The organism is Chloroflexota bacterium (assembly GCA_020161265.1).
In the GTDB taxonomy this organism is placed as follows: Bacteria; Chloroflexota; Chloroflexia; order Chloroflexales; family Herpetosiphonaceae; genus Herpetosiphon.
The window spans coordinates 235508-249459 of record JAIUOC010000005.1 but is presented as its reverse complement, the minus strand read 5'-3'; the positions used below and the strand labels follow the sequence as shown (position 1 = coordinate 249459).

Sequence of the window (13952 nt, the reverse complement as noted above, 5' to 3'; positions counted from 1 at the left end):
ATTACAACAAACCCCAAATCGTGAAGATGATGCCAGCCACGGCTGAGCCAGCAGCACCATAATAGAGATTGCGTGACCAACCAGCAGCGCTATTGGCCAATTCGCGTTCAGTTTTGCGGCTAACCATCATACGATCAAGCTTCTTTTCGTGGTAGGCGATGGTTGGCTCACCCTCGTCATCGGTCACACAACCAAGAATGTAGGCTCGCCCATCATCGGTAAAAAGCTCTTCTTGAGCACGATAGCCAGTGGTGCGGCGAGCACCATTGTTTGAGGCTGGCGCGGCAAATTCAAAATCGCCAAAATGCAGAATCGAGGCTTTATCCGGCGAAGGCAGCAGAATATTTTGGCCCGCTTCATACTCAATCTCTGCATCAGTTGGGTCAACCCAGACCTTGCCAAGATTATCGTTGATCCAAAAATAGGCGCACTCTTCCTCAGATTTAATCGTTTCGCTGCCAGTTTGGGTACGGGTACGTTTGCGACCTTCGTTATCGGTGTCATGCACAACTTCGCTATATTCGCGAGTTAACGAAAAACGGTAGGCAATACAGGTTTGACCTGAAATCGGGGCGACCAATGGATTATCGCAGCTCACTTGGCCTTCTATTTCGCAGGGTTCGGCCAGCGCCTCGGCCCCGAGCGTTGCTACAACTTTTTTATGCAAATCATGCAACATTTGGGTTGTATACGTGTCGGTAGCATTCAGATCGGCCAATTTATTGGATTGACTGCGGGCGAAAAAGAAGCAGATAACAGCCGCGATCAGCAAGACGATCCCAAAGAACACCATATCAGCGATCCTCCCAAAGGCTAGACGGGGATAAACTGAGTATAAAGGTCATCAGCCCGCTTGGCAATGACACTCGGCTAGCACGTTTGTGGAGATCGCTGATATGCGGTTAAGCGCAGGAAATTAACTGCTTGATTTAATTAATTTGCACCGTTTGCAGGGTTGTCCATTCGCTGAAATTATGGGCGTTATCTTCGCTGCGGATGCGGAAGTAGTAGAAGCCTGGTTCGCGCAAGCCAACATCAACTTGTTGCTCAGCCACAAACCATTCGCTTGTCCCCAACGGATCAGTGCCAAAATAGACTTGATAGCCCTTGATCCCTGAATCGGCATCGCTAGCTGCTTGCCAATTGAGCACCAAACTGGCTTGGCTGCCGTTGAGCTTGAGGCTTTCGGTCACGGTCGTAGTTGGCAAACTGGGCGCAGTTGGATCAAACCAGATTTCCCGTTGGAAGCTTGCTTGATTGCCAGCGGCATCCCACGCCGTCACATAGGCGGTATGTTGACCTGTGATCAACTCAAGGAAGCCTGTGTTGGCGGCAAACTGCGGTTTTTCAGTCGCGGCGGGGGCATCCCAATTTTGGCTAAAGCCAAGGATGCTTTGATTATCGGCTAATTGCCAATCGAGCCGCCCACTGTTGACCCAGGTGCGTTCGGCTGGGCCAGCCCATTCGAGGGTTGGCGCAACATTATCGGCTTCGCCATTAGCAACTAATTGCGTGCCAGCATATTGATTACATTTGCCAGTATCCGGAAAGTCGTGGCCTTCGGCAAAGGCTAAAGCCACTGGTTGGCGATTGTAGGCATATGCGCCATCGCCGCGGAAAAAGGTAAAGTGTAAGTGGGGAACTGTGGGTGAGGGATTAGTCGCGCCTGCGTTGCCGATATATTGACCACGCTTGACCGAAGTGCCAACTGGTGCTTCGATCCACGATGATAAGTGTGAATACATCGTGTAGTAGCCATCACCGTGAGAGAGAATCAGCGAACCAGAGCGGCCTGTCCAGAAAAAGATTGTACCATCGGCTGCGGCATAGATTGGTGCACCATACGTATCGCCTTCGGTATTGACCAAATCGAACGAGAGTCGGCCCCAACCGTCGTGTGTCCCGCAGTTATAGCCTTGAATCACTTCCCACGTTTGGCCTGGCGGCGTTGGTAGATACAACGTTGGCTTGCCTTCGGCCTGTGCCGATTGAGCAAACCCCAGCAACACCGCGACCCCGATAACCCCAAACAACACCGAGCGCAGTGTCCGTTTCACCATGGAACCTCCAGAAAACCAGGCTCAACATGGAGCCACCATCGAAACTAGGATGCAATACACAATGCATGGTGTATCGGCGGGGGAGGATACCAAGGCTTGCAGATTTCGTCAACATAATTCACCAGCAGAAAGATTAAAAAATAGCTACGATTGGTGCTCGTTGGCAACAATTTTTCTCATAATCGCTGCTGAAACCGCTCCTAGAGTATTTTGGCATTCTCATCAAATATTTAGCTTTAAGGCCTAACCATAACCTAAATTTAACCAGCCATTAAATAATTCTAATAGTTGCTCGGTTATTAAGATCGAGTACAATAGATTGTGTCAAATCAGCCAACACTCTTAATAAATCATTGTCGTTCCACGAAAGGAGGAACGATGGCAAAGGTGCCAAACCTCTGTCATCACCTGGTTATGACGAAGCGAAAACTACTTGTCCTTGTTGCCCTCTGCGCCATTTTGAGTGCGCTTGTTCCGCTCAGCTCAACCTTGACCAGTGCCGCGCCGGTTGCTATTGTCGATATTCAATTGTTGAATGTTTCCGACTGGCACGGGCAACTCGACCCAAGTGGTACACCAGCAGCTGGGGGAGCCTCGACGATTGCAACCTATTGGAATGCTGATCGCGCTGCTAACCCCAACACCATTACCTTAACTGCTGGCGATGACTTTGGGGCTACTCCTCCGCTTTCGGGGATGTTCGATGAAGTGCCCGCTGTGTTGGCCCAACGCATGATGGGTATTCAGGTGAATACCTTTGGCAACCACAACTTCGACCGTGGTGTTGCTCACTTGCAACAAATGATCGAATTGGCTGGCTCGCCAACCAGTCCATTAACCCCTAGCTCAATCTACAACAATGGAATTCCTTTTCAGTATGTAGCAGCCAACTTGATCAACACCACTGGCGTGTTGACTGGTGTAGCGCCCTACAAAATTTTTGAATTCCAAGGCGTACAAGTTGCGGTCATTGGTTTGGTCAACGAAGAAGCTCCAAGCTTGGTCAAGCCAGGCAACTTTGGGCCAATTCAAATTACCGATTCAGTTGCTGGAGCTATGGCAGCCAAAGCCCAAGCCGAAACTGAAGGCGCTGATGTATTTGTGGCAATTACCCACAAAGGGATCACTGCCCCAAATCAAGGCCCATTGATCGATTTTGCCAACGGCGTGACTGGCTTCGATTTGATCTTAGGCGATCACACCGACTTGAACTTCCAAAATACGATCAACGGGGCGTTGGTTACCGAAAACAAGAGCAAAGGTTTGCAGTATCTTAAGGTTAATTTGACCTACGATACCACGACCGAAACCGTAACCAACAAGAGTGCTACCTTTGTTACGCCAACCGCCAACGTGCCTAAAGTTGCTGCGATTGAAGCCATGTTGGCTCCTTATCGTGCTCAATTGGCGCAACAATTTGACACTCCGATTGGTACGACTAGTGGCTTCTTCACTCGTGGCAACAACGTCGAACGGGTTGCTGAAGTGCCATTGGGCAACTTGGTAACCGATGCCATGCGGGTCAAATATGGCACCCAAATTGCCTTTACCAATGGTGGTGGCTTGCGCGATACCTTGCCATCGTCCTACACGCCAATCAATCGCAACTTACGGCGTGCGAGCGTCGGCTACCCAACTGGCCCAGGCTATGATTTGGTGTTAGGCGATATCTATGCGGTCTTACCATTCGGCAATACAGTGGTAACCCGAACCGTTACTGGTGGCCAATTGTGGCAAGCAATGGAATTTGGTTTGGGCGCGTTGCCTGGGGCAAATGGTCGCTTCCCGCAAATTTCGGGCTTCAAAGTGACCTTCGATTCATCAAAGGCCATCGGCCAACAAATTCAATCGATCACCTTGGATAACGGCACGCAGGTGCTTTCAAATACCACTTCAATCTATACCCTCGCGACCAACGACTTTACTAACGCTGGTGGCGATGGCTATACCATGCTCAACGATGGCAAAGGCACAACCTTGGCGGTTATGGCCGATGTGGTGTTGGAGTATATCAGCCAAACGACACCAATTATCCCCAGCATCCAAGATCGCTTGCTTGATGTAACCCAGATCCAGGATATTCACGATCGGAATATTCCCAAGGATGGCACGACTGGGGCCATGAACTTCATGATTACTGATCCACGGTTGGTGACCGACCCCAATACCACCACCGTAACCTTGACCGGAACTTCATCAAACACTACTTTGGTGCCAAATGCCAATATTGTTTTGACTGGCAGTGGTATCAATCGAACGGTAACGGTCACGCCAGTGGCTGGACGTACAGGCACAGTTACCATTCAAATTCGAGTTAATGGTCAAGGCTCAGCCAGCGATACCTTTGTGGTGGTGGTGAACGATAAGCCAACTGCCAACAGCGTTGCCAGCCTGACCACCGATGAAGATGCTTCGGTCACGCTTAATATTGGCATAATCGATAGCGACACTAGAGCCAGCGATATTACGATTACAGCCTTCTCGGATGACCAAGATTTGGTTGCCAATGCTGATATTGTGGAAACTGGCGCAACCAACGTTTATACCCGTACCTTTACAATTGCTCCAGTCTTGAATGCTTCGGGCACAACCAACCTGAACTTCTTTATTCAGGATGGCGTTTCAGCCTATACCCAGACCGTTGCCCTGACCGTCAATGCGGTTAACGATGCACCTGAGCTTTCGGCCTTTATGGATGAAACGATCAACGTCAATTCAACCCTTGGGCCAATTCTGTTTACCGTGGCCGATATTGATGATGCAGCCGTCAACTTAACCGTTACCGCTGAATCATCAAACACGACCTTGGTACCAAATGCCAATATTTCAATTGTTGGCACTGGTTCAGAACGCACCTTGAGCTTGACTCCAGCCGTCGGCCAAACTGGTACAACTACCATCACGGTTACCGTTGATGATGGCGAAGACACCTTCGAACGTACCTTTGTGGTCACGGTGGTCAACAACAAGCTTTATCTGCCATTAGTTGGCAAATAACGAACTTAGTAAAACGCGTTACAATACCGCTGAGTGCAAAACACTCAGCGGTTTGTTTTAATCAAATGGCACAATCATAATGAAAAAACAGCTTTTAATTGTTGGTTTAATTGTTGGTTTAGCTGGCTGTGGCGCGGCCTCAAACAGCGTTACGACTGCTCCTCAAGTTCCAACAGCACCCGATGCTGCTAACTTGGCTGGCTATTGTGTTGATACTGCGCCGATCATCAAACCAGTGATCGTCGGCCTCGAAGGCAATATGTGGTCGATCAATGGCGATGGCACAGAGGCTAGTCAATTGACCACTGTCAAGGAACGCACCTTAATTCGTGATGCTGCATGGTCGCATGATCGTAAAACCTTAGCCTATTCGTTGATGTTGCCACCAATTGATTTGGCGATTCCGTGGTTGCAATCGAGTATTGTCTGTGGAATCGATGCAGCCACTGGCAAAGGCAGCCTTTTGGCCTATGGCAACATCGATGTTTCATTAAGTGAGCCAAGCTGGGCTAGCGATAATCAATCGTTATATTTGACTCGCCGTCGCACGCTGCTCGATGCGAAAAACCAATTCGTTGGCGAAGAAATTGCCGTCGCACGCTATGCCTTGGGTAGCAATCAAGAAACAGTCGTGGTTGAAGGTGCAACTACGCCTGCACTTTCGCCCGATGGTCAACAGATGGTCTATGTTCAGCCGAATGTTGAAATTGGCTTTCCCTCGTTGATGCTAGCCAAACTTGATGGTAGCAATGCCCAGCCGTTGGGCCAGCCAGATCCGCCCTTCAAATCAATTGTCGCCCCGCGCTGGGCGCCTGATGGCAGCAGCATTGTGATGACGGTTGGCGGTGGGCCTGGCGCAATTGGTGGCGGCGCAGAACCAAGCTTGGCTTGGTGGGAAGTGTTGTTAGGGGTCAAGATTGCCAGCGCTCACGGCGAACCAGTTTCATTATGGCAAGTCACTGCCAGCGATGGAGCCTTGAAGCCCTTAGCGCAAAATATTGACGATGGTCGCACAGCCTGGAATCCTGATGGCGAGCATTTTCTCTTTATCCATGGCTATGATGGCTTGATGGAATATACCCTGGCAACTGGCGAAGATCGTGCTTTGACTCCCGTCCAACCCTATTGGTTTTTAGAATGGGCTAGTCACTAAGCATATAGCTAAATATCGTGTACAATAGCGCCACGATCCATCCACACAAGCAGCAAAAGCGTTAGATCTCTACAAGATTCGAGCAAAATCGCAGTTCATGGCTAGAGTCTTGCCCATGGGCGTGCTATAATCCTGGCTTAAAATTTGTGTGGGAGTACCCGATGACTTTATCAAAAGCACAATTAGGTTATTTCAAAGAGCGCTTGCACGATATGCATAACCATCTGAATGAAGAAGTTCAGCGTTTGGAAGAGGCCACCAACCAGCTCAATCAAGATGCTGAGTTTGGGGTTAGTAATCATATTGCCGATGATGCCTCGGATATTTTTGAGCGTGAAAAGAATTTTGCCTTAATTGAAGATCGCCAACGCTTGATTGGCGAGGTTGAAGCTGCGCTTGATCGAATCGATCATGGCACTTATGGCATTTGCCTTAAAACTGGCAAGCCAATTCCAATCGAGCGGCTAGAGGTGTTGCCGTATGCAGCGCTTTCAATTGAGGCCGCCAATAGTTAACCCAGCACAGCAGAGGATTGAGCGATGGAGCCAACGGCCAATTTAACCACGATTCAGGTGGGCGAAGCAGAAGCAGGCCAACGTTTAGATCGGCTTGTTTCTGCCAATATGCCAGATTTATCGCGGACGTATGTTCAACAATTAATTACCGATTTACACATTCGAGTCAATGGGCGTGGCGCAAAAGCGAGCTTGCCAGTACAAATTGGCGATCAGATTGAGATCTTTTTGCCGCTGGCAAAGCCGACCGATATCGTGGCCGAAGATTTGCCGCTTGATGTGATCTACGAAGATGATGATGTGCTGTTGGTCAACAAGGCAGCAGGCATGGTCGTGCATCCTGCGCCTGGCCATACAAATGGCACATTAGTCAATGCCTTGCTCTATCGCTATCCGCATTTGACCACGAGCGGCGATTTGCGGCCTGGCATCGTGCATCGCTTGGATAAAGAAACCTCAGGGTTATTGGTGATTGCCAAGCATGATCAAGCACGCATGATGCTAACTGAGCAACAGATGGCACGGCGCATGCATAAAAAATATCTGGCACTAGTCGAAGGCCATTGGCGTGAACCAACTGGCACAATCGATGCGCCAATTGGCCGCAACCCCAATAACCGTTTGCGTATGATGGTGATGCCTGAAGGGCGCTATGCGGTTACTCATTATCAAGTGCTAGAGGTGCTTGGCCCCTATTCGTTGGTGCGTGCAACCCTCGAAACAGGCCGCACCCATCAAATTCGGGTGCATTTTTCCTATCGCAATCGGCCTATTTTAAATGATGCGCTGTATGGTCATCGCAAGCCCAAAGAAACCTTTGGCATCGAACGCCACTTTTTGCATGCCTACCATTTGGGCTTTCGCCTGCCAAGCACTGGCGAATGGCGCTCGTGGGAAGTGCCGCTGCCAGTCGAATTAGAGAAAATTTTGACGACCTTGCGCACCCGCTACGAAACAATTGTCTATCCCGACCCATTGATTGAAGCTGTTTCATGAACCGAGCCACACCATTTGCTAGTCGTGTGTTAGTTGGGGTAACCAGTCTGATCGGGCTGGTTGCCTTTTTTTATCCATTTTTTCTAAGCGAAGTTCAGGCGGGCGATAATCATGCTGCCGATGCGCCTTTGATTATGTTGTTGCTCGGGCCATTATTGCTTGGGATTATTCTGGCGGATCTGAATACGCATGCGATGAACTCACGGGTGGTGGCAGCCTTGGGCATGTTGGTGGCGATCAATGCAGTGCTACGATTGCCTGCTGGCCCGGGTGATAGCCCAACCTTTTTCTTTTTGGTCATTTTGACGGGTTTTGTGTATGGTGGGCGCTTTGGATTTTTACTAGGCAGCCTGAGTTTAGCAGTTTCGGCCTTGTTGGTGGCAGGCATTGGCCCATGGATGCCGTTTCAGATGTTGGCAATGGGCTGGTTGGGATTAAGCACCGCCTTGTTGCTGCCGCTCAAACGCTGGTTGAAATTGGCCGATGCTGGTTGGGGTGAAGTCGTCATGCTAGCAATATTTGGCTGGGTTTGGGGCTTGCTCTTCGGCGGCTTGATGAACCTGACATTTTGGCCATTTAGCGCTGGTGAAAGCGCAATTTCCTGGCAACCAGGTTTGGGGCTTGGCCCAACCTTAGAACGCTATTGGGCCTTTTATCTGCTAACTTCGCTTGGTTGGGATGCCACACGAGCCTTATTCAATGTTTTGCTGATTATGGCCTTTGGCAAGCCAATTCTGGCAGTCTTGCGGCGGTTTCAGTTACGGCTCAATTGGCAAACTGATCAGAGCATAGAGCAAAGAACATAGAGCATAGGGATCAGGTTTCAGGGGCTAGGGGTCAGATTTTGGGCAATGAAGGGCACGAAGGTTAAAACCGCCAAGCATGCGAAGATCGCAAAGGCTGATTAACCTAAATTTGTTTAATTCCTGTTCCCATAGCCAAAAGTCTATAGCCATTCGTGCTCTATGTTCTTAGGCTTAAGTTCCCAGTAATTTTGCTAATAAATTCGGCTCCAAACAAGCTTCTACATGGTCGGCGAGCCGCTCGAAAGGATCGATTGGTTGAATTGAAGGCTGAACCTGCCAACCAAGGCTACTCAGCCAAGCTTGGCGAAACTCGGTATTAGCAAAAATACCATGAATATAACAGCCCCAAACCTTGCCATCAGCCCGCATACAGCCATCAGCATGGGTTGATTCAGCTTGTTCAATGCTAAATGCTGGTTGATCAGCCAACAGCTCAGTTCGCCCCATATGAATTTCATAGCCAGTTAGTGGGTAAGTTTTGGCCCATGGCAAATGGCTGAGCGCCTGAACTTGGCGCGTTTGCTTGTGGCGCTGAAAGATCGTGGTGGTTGGTAATAAACCTAAGCCTGCCATGCTACCGCCAGTGCCTTCAACCGCCTCTGGATCATCAATTTGCTGGCCGAGCAACTGATAGCCGCCACAAATGCCGACAATTGGCCCTTGAAATTGTTGAATTGCCCGATCGAAGCCATGCTCAGTTAACCACTGCCGCGCAGCCAACGTGTGCTTTGTGCCTGGCAAAATCAGCGCTTGGCAATGCTGTAATTCATGCGGCTGGTTGATATAGCGCACTGCCACTCCCTGCTCTTGGGCCAAGGGATCAAAATCGTCGAAGTTGGCGATCGCTGGTAGTTGAATCACCCCAATCGTCAGGGATGCATTGTTGGTTGTTTGATCAGGTCGTTCCAAAGCAACCGCATCTTCTTCGGGCAAGCCAAGTTGCGGCAGCCATGGCACAACCCCTAAGACTGGTTTGTTGCTGCGTTGTTCGAGAATTTGAATCCCATCAGTAAATAAGTCGGGGTCGCCACGAAACCGATTGACAATTAAGCCAGCGATTAATTGACGTTCCTCTGGCTCTAATAGCATCAATGTGCCCAACATCGCCGCGAAAATCCCGCCAACGTCAATATCGCCGACCAACAACGTTTGGGCTTGAGCATAGGTTGCCACGCGCATATTGGTAATATCGTGAGCTTTAAGATTCAATTCAACTGGGCTGCCAGCGCCCTCAGCTATCACCAAATCATATGTTTGGCGTAACTGATCGAGGCTGTTGGCAACAATTTCCCAGAGCATCTGTTTACGTTGCCAATAATCGATTGCCTCAAGCGTGCGCCACGGTCGGCCTTGCACAATAATTTGGCTCCGGCGTTGGCCTTCAGGCTTGATCAAAATTGGGTTCATCTGCACGCTGGGTGTGAGTTTAGCTGCCGCTGCTTGGACTGCAATACTACGGGCAATTTCTTCGCCGTTGGCAGTAACAGCGGCGTTATTGCTCATATTTTGGGCTTTGAAGGGTGCAACGCGAATGCCACGGCGGGCGGCGATTCGGCAAAGCGCACTAACCAAGGTGCTTTTACCAACCGACGAGGCGGTTCCAACGACCATCAAAACTGGGGCTAGCATAAACTTCTCCAAGCATTCAGCAAGTGTTGATTTGCGGCTGGTTGACGCGGGGCGATCCGTACAAACTGCGGCAAGCCAAACGAGCTACAATCGCGCACCAAACAAGCATGAGCCAGCAAAGCACTGCGAGTTTGCTGAGCGTTGGTCACTTCAACTAAGAAAAATGGCAAGCAACTTGGCAAGACCTTCAAGCCGAGTTGGCGCAAGCCTTGGCGTAATTGTTCGCTCCAAATCCACCATTGCTCAAGCTGTTGGGCTAGCCAATGCGGATTTTGGCAAATCGCTAGGCCGGCGGCCTGAGCCAAACTATTGACGCTCCATTGCGGCTGCCAACGCTGCAAACTAGCGATAACCGCTTGCTCAGCCACCACATAGCCCAAGCGCAACCCCGCCAAGGCATAGCTTTTGGTCAGCGAGTAGAGGTAAATCGTGTAGGGGTCAGGGGCTAGGGTCAAGAGGTCAGAGGGTTGATACTCATAATATTTCGCCCCTTGTTCTCTAACACCTAGACCCCTAAATTGATCTTCTTCAGTTAAGATTCGGATATACTTAGACTCCTGATTCCTAACTCCTAACCCCTGTCCCCTGACCCCTAAATCAGCATATGCCAAATCGAGCACCAAATAGGCTTGAACTGCGGTACACGCTGCTTGAAGTTGGGCAATCGCTTCAGCATCCAAATAGCTGCCAGTGGGATTATTGGGATTGCACAGCCAAACCAAGCGTGGGCGATGTTGCTTGATCAAATGACAACAAGCCCCAAGATCAATTGCAAAACCAGTTTCGGCAGTTGCTTGATAGCGCAACAATCGAGCGCCAGCCAAACTACTAGCATAGGCATATTCGCCAAAAGTTGGCTCAATCAGCAAAACCGGATCATTCGGTTGCAACAAGGCCCGCGCAATCAGATGAATTAACTCATTGCTGCCATTACCAATCAATAGCTGTTCAGGTTCACAACCATGGCGTTTGGCCAGCGCCGCCCGCAAGGCCAACGATTGACGATCGGGGTAATGCGCCAAATCAACAGTTGCCAGCGCTTCGCGAATAAAACTCGGCGTGCCAAGCGGATTGACGTTGCTACTGAAATCGTCGATTTGGCTGGCTACAAGCCCACGTTGCTGCAATTCAGCATAATCAATTGCCCCATGAATTGGCTGCTGCATTACTTGACCCACGCTGCTTGCAGTTGGCGGATTTCGATCGGAATGCCCGCCACAACGAGATAAACCGCGTTGGCTGCGGCGGCGATTTGCTGGTTGGCCCGCCCAATCAGGTCGCGATAGACTCGACCCAGGGCATAGGCTGGTACAATGCCCATCCCAACCTCATTGGTCACGATAATCAAATGTAAATCGCGGGCTTGCTGAGCCGCCAAAATTGCCTGAATTTCAGCTTGCACGATCGGTTCGGGCTGAATTTCGTTGGCAAGCAAGAGGTTGCTCACCAGCAAGGTTAGACAATCGAGCAACACCACACTGCCGCTTGGCAGTTGTGCTAGAGTTTGGCTGACTGCCAGCGGCGCTTCGAGCGTTTGCCAATGGCTGGGGCGTTGGACTTGATGCAAACTAATCCGTTGTTGCATTTCAGCATCGCCAGCTTGAGCGGTGGCGATATAAACGATATGCTCGGCTTGTTGGCTGGTATATTGTTCGGCTCGCCAGCTTTTGCCGCTGCGAGCGCCGCCAGTGAATAGAACTAATTGGGCCATACTGCTTCCTTGCGCTGTGGTTGGAGCATCACCAGCGGTAAATTATGGTTAGGATGCTCAATCATTTGAATTGGCACTTCATAGGCTGCTTCGATCAATTCGCTGCGCAAAACGGTGCTTGGTGCACCAACTGCCTGCAAGCGGCCATGAGCGAGTAAGGCGATGCGGTCGGCGCACAGGCTGGCTTGATTCAGATCGTGCAAGGTCAAAATGACACACACCCCGTCGTTATGCGCCAAATCGCTGACCAATTGCATAATTTCTAGCTGATACTTCAAATCAAGATGGGCGGTTGGCTCATCGAGCAATAACATTTTGGGCTGCTGGGCCAAGGCTCGGGCAATAATCACCCGCCGTTGTTCACCACCCGAAAGCTCGGCCAGACTTTGCCGCCGATACTTGGTTAAATTAAAACGCTCAAGTAATGTTTCGACAATTGTTCGATCAGTCTTAGTCATCGGGAGCAGCCAACCACGATGCGGCGTGCGACCAAGCAACAGCATTTGCTCAACAGTTAATTCGGGGTTTAATCCAGCTTGCTGCGGGGCAAAGGCAACTTGCTGGGCTACCAAACGCGGTTTTATCTGCCACAATGGCTGCCCATCAAGCCAGATTTGGCCCTGTTGCGGACGTTGTAAGCGTGCCAAACAACGCAATAATGTGCTTTTGCCAGCGCCATTCGGCCCAAGCAGCGCCAAAACTTCGCCCTTGGTAGCCTGTAAATCGACCTGGGCAAATACATCGCGCGAGCCATAACGACAACCAAGCTGCTCGATTGTAAGAATTGGGTTTGACATAGATTATGGCTTTCTAGGAATTAAATTATCCACGAAGGAAACGAATTTACGCGAAGGCTGTTTTTCGCCACGAATTACACGAATGATTATTTTTTAGCCACAGATTGCACAGATTTATTTGATGATGTTCTTGCTGTCCTATTGCCTCATAACCACAAAAACTGTCCAATAGCCTATAGCCAAAAGCCCATAGCCCTCATCCTTCATCCCTCACTTCCTCCTTCTCCCTAACCCCTGACCCCTCGCGACCGCTTGAGCAGATACAAAAAGAATGGGCCGCCGAGCATGGCGGTTAAAATGCCAACAGGCAACTCCAATGGTGCCGCGATGGTACGAGCCGTTGTATCAGCGAGCACCAGCAACATCGCCCCAACCAAGCCGCTGGCAGGAATCAAACGGGCATGGTTGGCTCCAAACAGCAAGCGGGCAATATGTGGCGCAATCAAGCCAACAAAGCCGATAATGCCGCCATTAGCTACAGTTGCAGCAGTCGTGATGCTGGCGGCGGCAATCACAGCACTTCGAGTACGCCACAGCGATAAGCCCAAACTTTGGGCCACTTCATCGCCACAACTCAGGGCATCGATCCGCCGTGCTAACAGCCAAAGCCAAGCAATACCCAGCACCACAAATGGCAGGCTGCTGCGCAAATTATCCCAGCTACGGCCCGATAAACCGCCCAGCAGCCAGGCAAATACTTCATACAACGGTTGCTCGTTCATCAATAACAATAACGAAACTGTGGCCGAAAGCATGGTGCTGAGCGCTGCTCCTGCCAAGAGCAAGGCGGTGCGCGGTGCGTGCCCACCAACTTCGGCAATCGTATACACCACGCCAACCGCCAGCAAAGCACCAATAAAGGCACACAGCGCAACTGCACTAAAACCCAGCCATTGCCACTGAATTTGCAGCACAATCGCCAAAGTTGCTCCCAAGGCCGCCCCGCCCGATGCACCGATCGCAAATGGATCAGCCAAGGGATTTTGAAATAAGCCCTGAAATGCCGCACCCGCACTAGCCAACCCAGCGCCAATCAAAGCCGCCAAGAGCATGCGAGCCATCCGCAAATCCCAAACGATCGTCACGGCAGTACTGTTGGTGCTCGGATGTTGAGGCTGAATGATCGCTTGCAGCACTTCGCTGGGGCTAAATTGCACCGCACCAATGCCAAGGCTCAGCACCATCGTTAAGAGCAACAAGCCAAGTAGCCCGCCAAATGCAAGCAAATCGCGCCAATAGGGCTTGGATATTAATCGTGCCAAAACCAACCCTTCAAAACTGGAGCAAG

The 13952-nt window shown here is 50.4% G+C and carries 12 protein-coding genes; 5 read left to right on the top strand and 7 right to left on the bottom strand.

From position 1 onward, the window contains the following. Position 1 precedes the first annotated feature (1 nt). Together LCH85_13155 and LCH85_13150 are read right to left on the bottom strand one after the other, a co-directional pair. Positions 2-793 carry an E3 ubiquitin ligase family protein gene (locus LCH85_13155; protein MCA0352939.1) on the bottom strand — a complete coding sequence of 264 codons (792 nt, stop codon included), beginning with the start codon at positions 791-793 and terminating at the stop codon, positions 2-4. Positions 794-929: 136 nt separating this feature from the next. Next, the gene (locus LCH85_13150) at positions 930-2060 is read right to left on the bottom strand and encodes a peptidoglycan DD-metalloendopeptidase family protein (GenBank protein ID MCA0352938.1); all 1131 of its coding nucleotides are present in this window, start codon (positions 2058-2060) and stop codon (positions 930-932) included. 378 nt (positions 2061-2438) lie between these two features. Between LCH85_13150 and LCH85_13145 the strand changes: the two genes are divergently transcribed. The 5 genes from LCH85_13145 to LCH85_13125 all read left to right on the top strand — a co-directional run bounded on the left by LCH85_13145 (position 2439) and on the right by LCH85_13125 (position 8527). Beyond that, a complete protein-coding gene (locus tag LCH85_13145; protein MCA0352937.1) occupies positions 2439-5057 on the top strand; it encodes a 5'-nucleotidase C-terminal domain-containing protein in 2619 nt (872 codons plus the stop codon). A 79-nt stretch (positions 5058-5136) separates the two neighbouring features. Next, the gene (locus tag LCH85_13140) at positions 5137-6210 is read left to right on the top strand and encodes a hypothetical protein (GenBank protein MCA0352936.1); all 1074 of its coding nucleotides are present in this window, start codon (positions 5137-5139) and stop codon (positions 6208-6210) included. A gap of 161 nt (positions 6211-6371) precedes the next feature. After that, positions 6372-6725 carry a TraR/DksA C4-type zinc finger protein gene (locus tag LCH85_13135; GenBank protein ID MCA0352935.1) on the top strand — a complete coding sequence of 118 codons (354 nt, stop codon included), beginning with the start codon at positions 6372-6374 and terminating at the stop codon, positions 6723-6725. A 24-nt stretch (positions 6726-6749) separates the two neighbouring features. Continuing rightward, on the top strand, positions 6750-7721 hold the full coding sequence (locus LCH85_13130; protein ID MCA0352934.1) for an RluA family pseudouridine synthase: 972 nt from the start codon (positions 6750-6752) through the stop codon (positions 7719-7721). After that, a complete protein-coding gene (locus LCH85_13125) occupies positions 7718-8527 on the top strand; it encodes an ECF transporter S component (GenBank protein MCA0352933.1) in 810 nt (269 codons plus the stop codon). The genes LCH85_13130 and LCH85_13125 overlap by 4 nt, the downstream gene beginning before the upstream one ends. A gap of 171 nt (positions 8528-8698) precedes the next feature. Here the strand turns inward: LCH85_13125 and LCH85_13120 are convergent, their stop codons facing one another. From LCH85_13120 to LCH85_13100, 5 genes are all read right to left on the bottom strand, one after another. Further along, positions 8699-10156, bottom strand: a complete 1458-nt coding sequence (locus LCH85_13120) for a cobyric acid synthase (GenBank protein ID MCA0352932.1) — start codon at positions 10154-10156, stop codon at positions 8699-8701. Then, positions 10150-11322 (bottom strand): histidinol-phosphate aminotransferase family protein, encoded by a 1173-nt coding sequence (locus LCH85_13115; GenBank protein MCA0352931.1) that lies wholly within the window; start codon positions 11320-11322, stop codon positions 10150-10152. The genes LCH85_13120 and LCH85_13115 overlap by 7 nt, the downstream gene beginning before the upstream one ends. Further along, entirely contained in the window at positions 11322-11867 is a 546-nt protein-coding gene (gene cobU, locus LCH85_13110; protein MCA0352930.1) for a bifunctional adenosylcobinamide kinase/adenosylcobinamide-phosphate guanylyltransferase, read from the bottom strand. Before cobU ends, LCH85_13115 begins: the two co-directional genes overlap by 1 nt. Continuing rightward, positions 11855-12664, bottom strand: coding sequence for an ABC transporter ATP-binding protein (locus LCH85_13105; protein MCA0352929.1), 810 nt, complete (start codon positions 12662-12664; stop codon positions 11855-11857). The genes cobU and LCH85_13105 overlap by 13 nt, the downstream gene beginning before the upstream one ends. 227 nt (positions 12665-12891) lie before the next feature. Further along, on the bottom strand, positions 12892-13926 hold the full coding sequence (locus tag LCH85_13100) for an iron ABC transporter permease (protein MCA0352928.1): 1035 nt from the start codon (positions 13924-13926) through the stop codon (positions 12892-12894). Positions 13927-13952: the final 26 nt, after the last annotated feature.

What these genes read in the sequence shown, in the direction of transcription:
- LCH85_13155 (MCA0352939.1), bottom strand. Translation starts at nt 793, where the DNA reads ATGGTGTTCTTTGGGATCGTCTTGCTGATCGCGGCTGTTATCTGCTTC.
- LCH85_13150 (MCA0352938.1), bottom strand. Translation starts at nt 2,060, where the DNA reads ATGGTGAAACGGACACTGCGCTCGGTGTTGTTTGGGGTTATCGGGGTC.
- LCH85_13145 (MCA0352937.1), top strand. Translation starts at nt 2,439, where the DNA reads ATGGCAAAGGTGCCAAACCTCTGTCATCACCTGGTTATGACGAAGCGA.
- LCH85_13140 (MCA0352936.1), top strand. Translation starts at nt 5,137, where the DNA reads ATGAAAAAACAGCTTTTAATTGTTGGTTTAATTGTTGGTTTAGCTGGC.
- LCH85_13135 (MCA0352935.1), top strand. Translation starts at nt 6,372, where the DNA reads ATGACTTTATCAAAAGCACAATTAGGTTATTTCAAAGAGCGCTTGCAC.
- LCH85_13130 (MCA0352934.1), top strand. Translation starts at nt 6,750, where the DNA reads ATGGAGCCAACGGCCAATTTAACCACGATTCAGGTGGGCGAAGCAGAA.
- LCH85_13125 (MCA0352933.1), top strand. Translation starts at nt 7,718, where the DNA reads ATGAACCGAGCCACACCATTTGCTAGTCGTGTGTTAGTTGGGGTAACC.
- LCH85_13120 (MCA0352932.1), bottom strand. Translation starts at nt 10,156, where the DNA reads ATGCTAGCCCCAGTTTTGATGGTCGTTGGAACCGCCTCGTCGGTTGGT.
- LCH85_13115 (MCA0352931.1), bottom strand. Translation starts at nt 11,322, where the DNA reads ATGCAGCAGCCAATTCATGGGGCAATTGATTATGCTGAATTGCAGCAA.
- cobU (MCA0352930.1), bottom strand. Translation starts at nt 11,867, where the DNA reads ATGGCCCAATTAGTTCTATTCACTGGCGGCGCTCGCAGCGGCAAAAGC.
- LCH85_13105 (MCA0352929.1), bottom strand. Translation starts at nt 12,664, where the DNA reads ATGTCAAACCCAATTCTTACAATCGAGCAGCTTGGTTGTCGTTATGGC.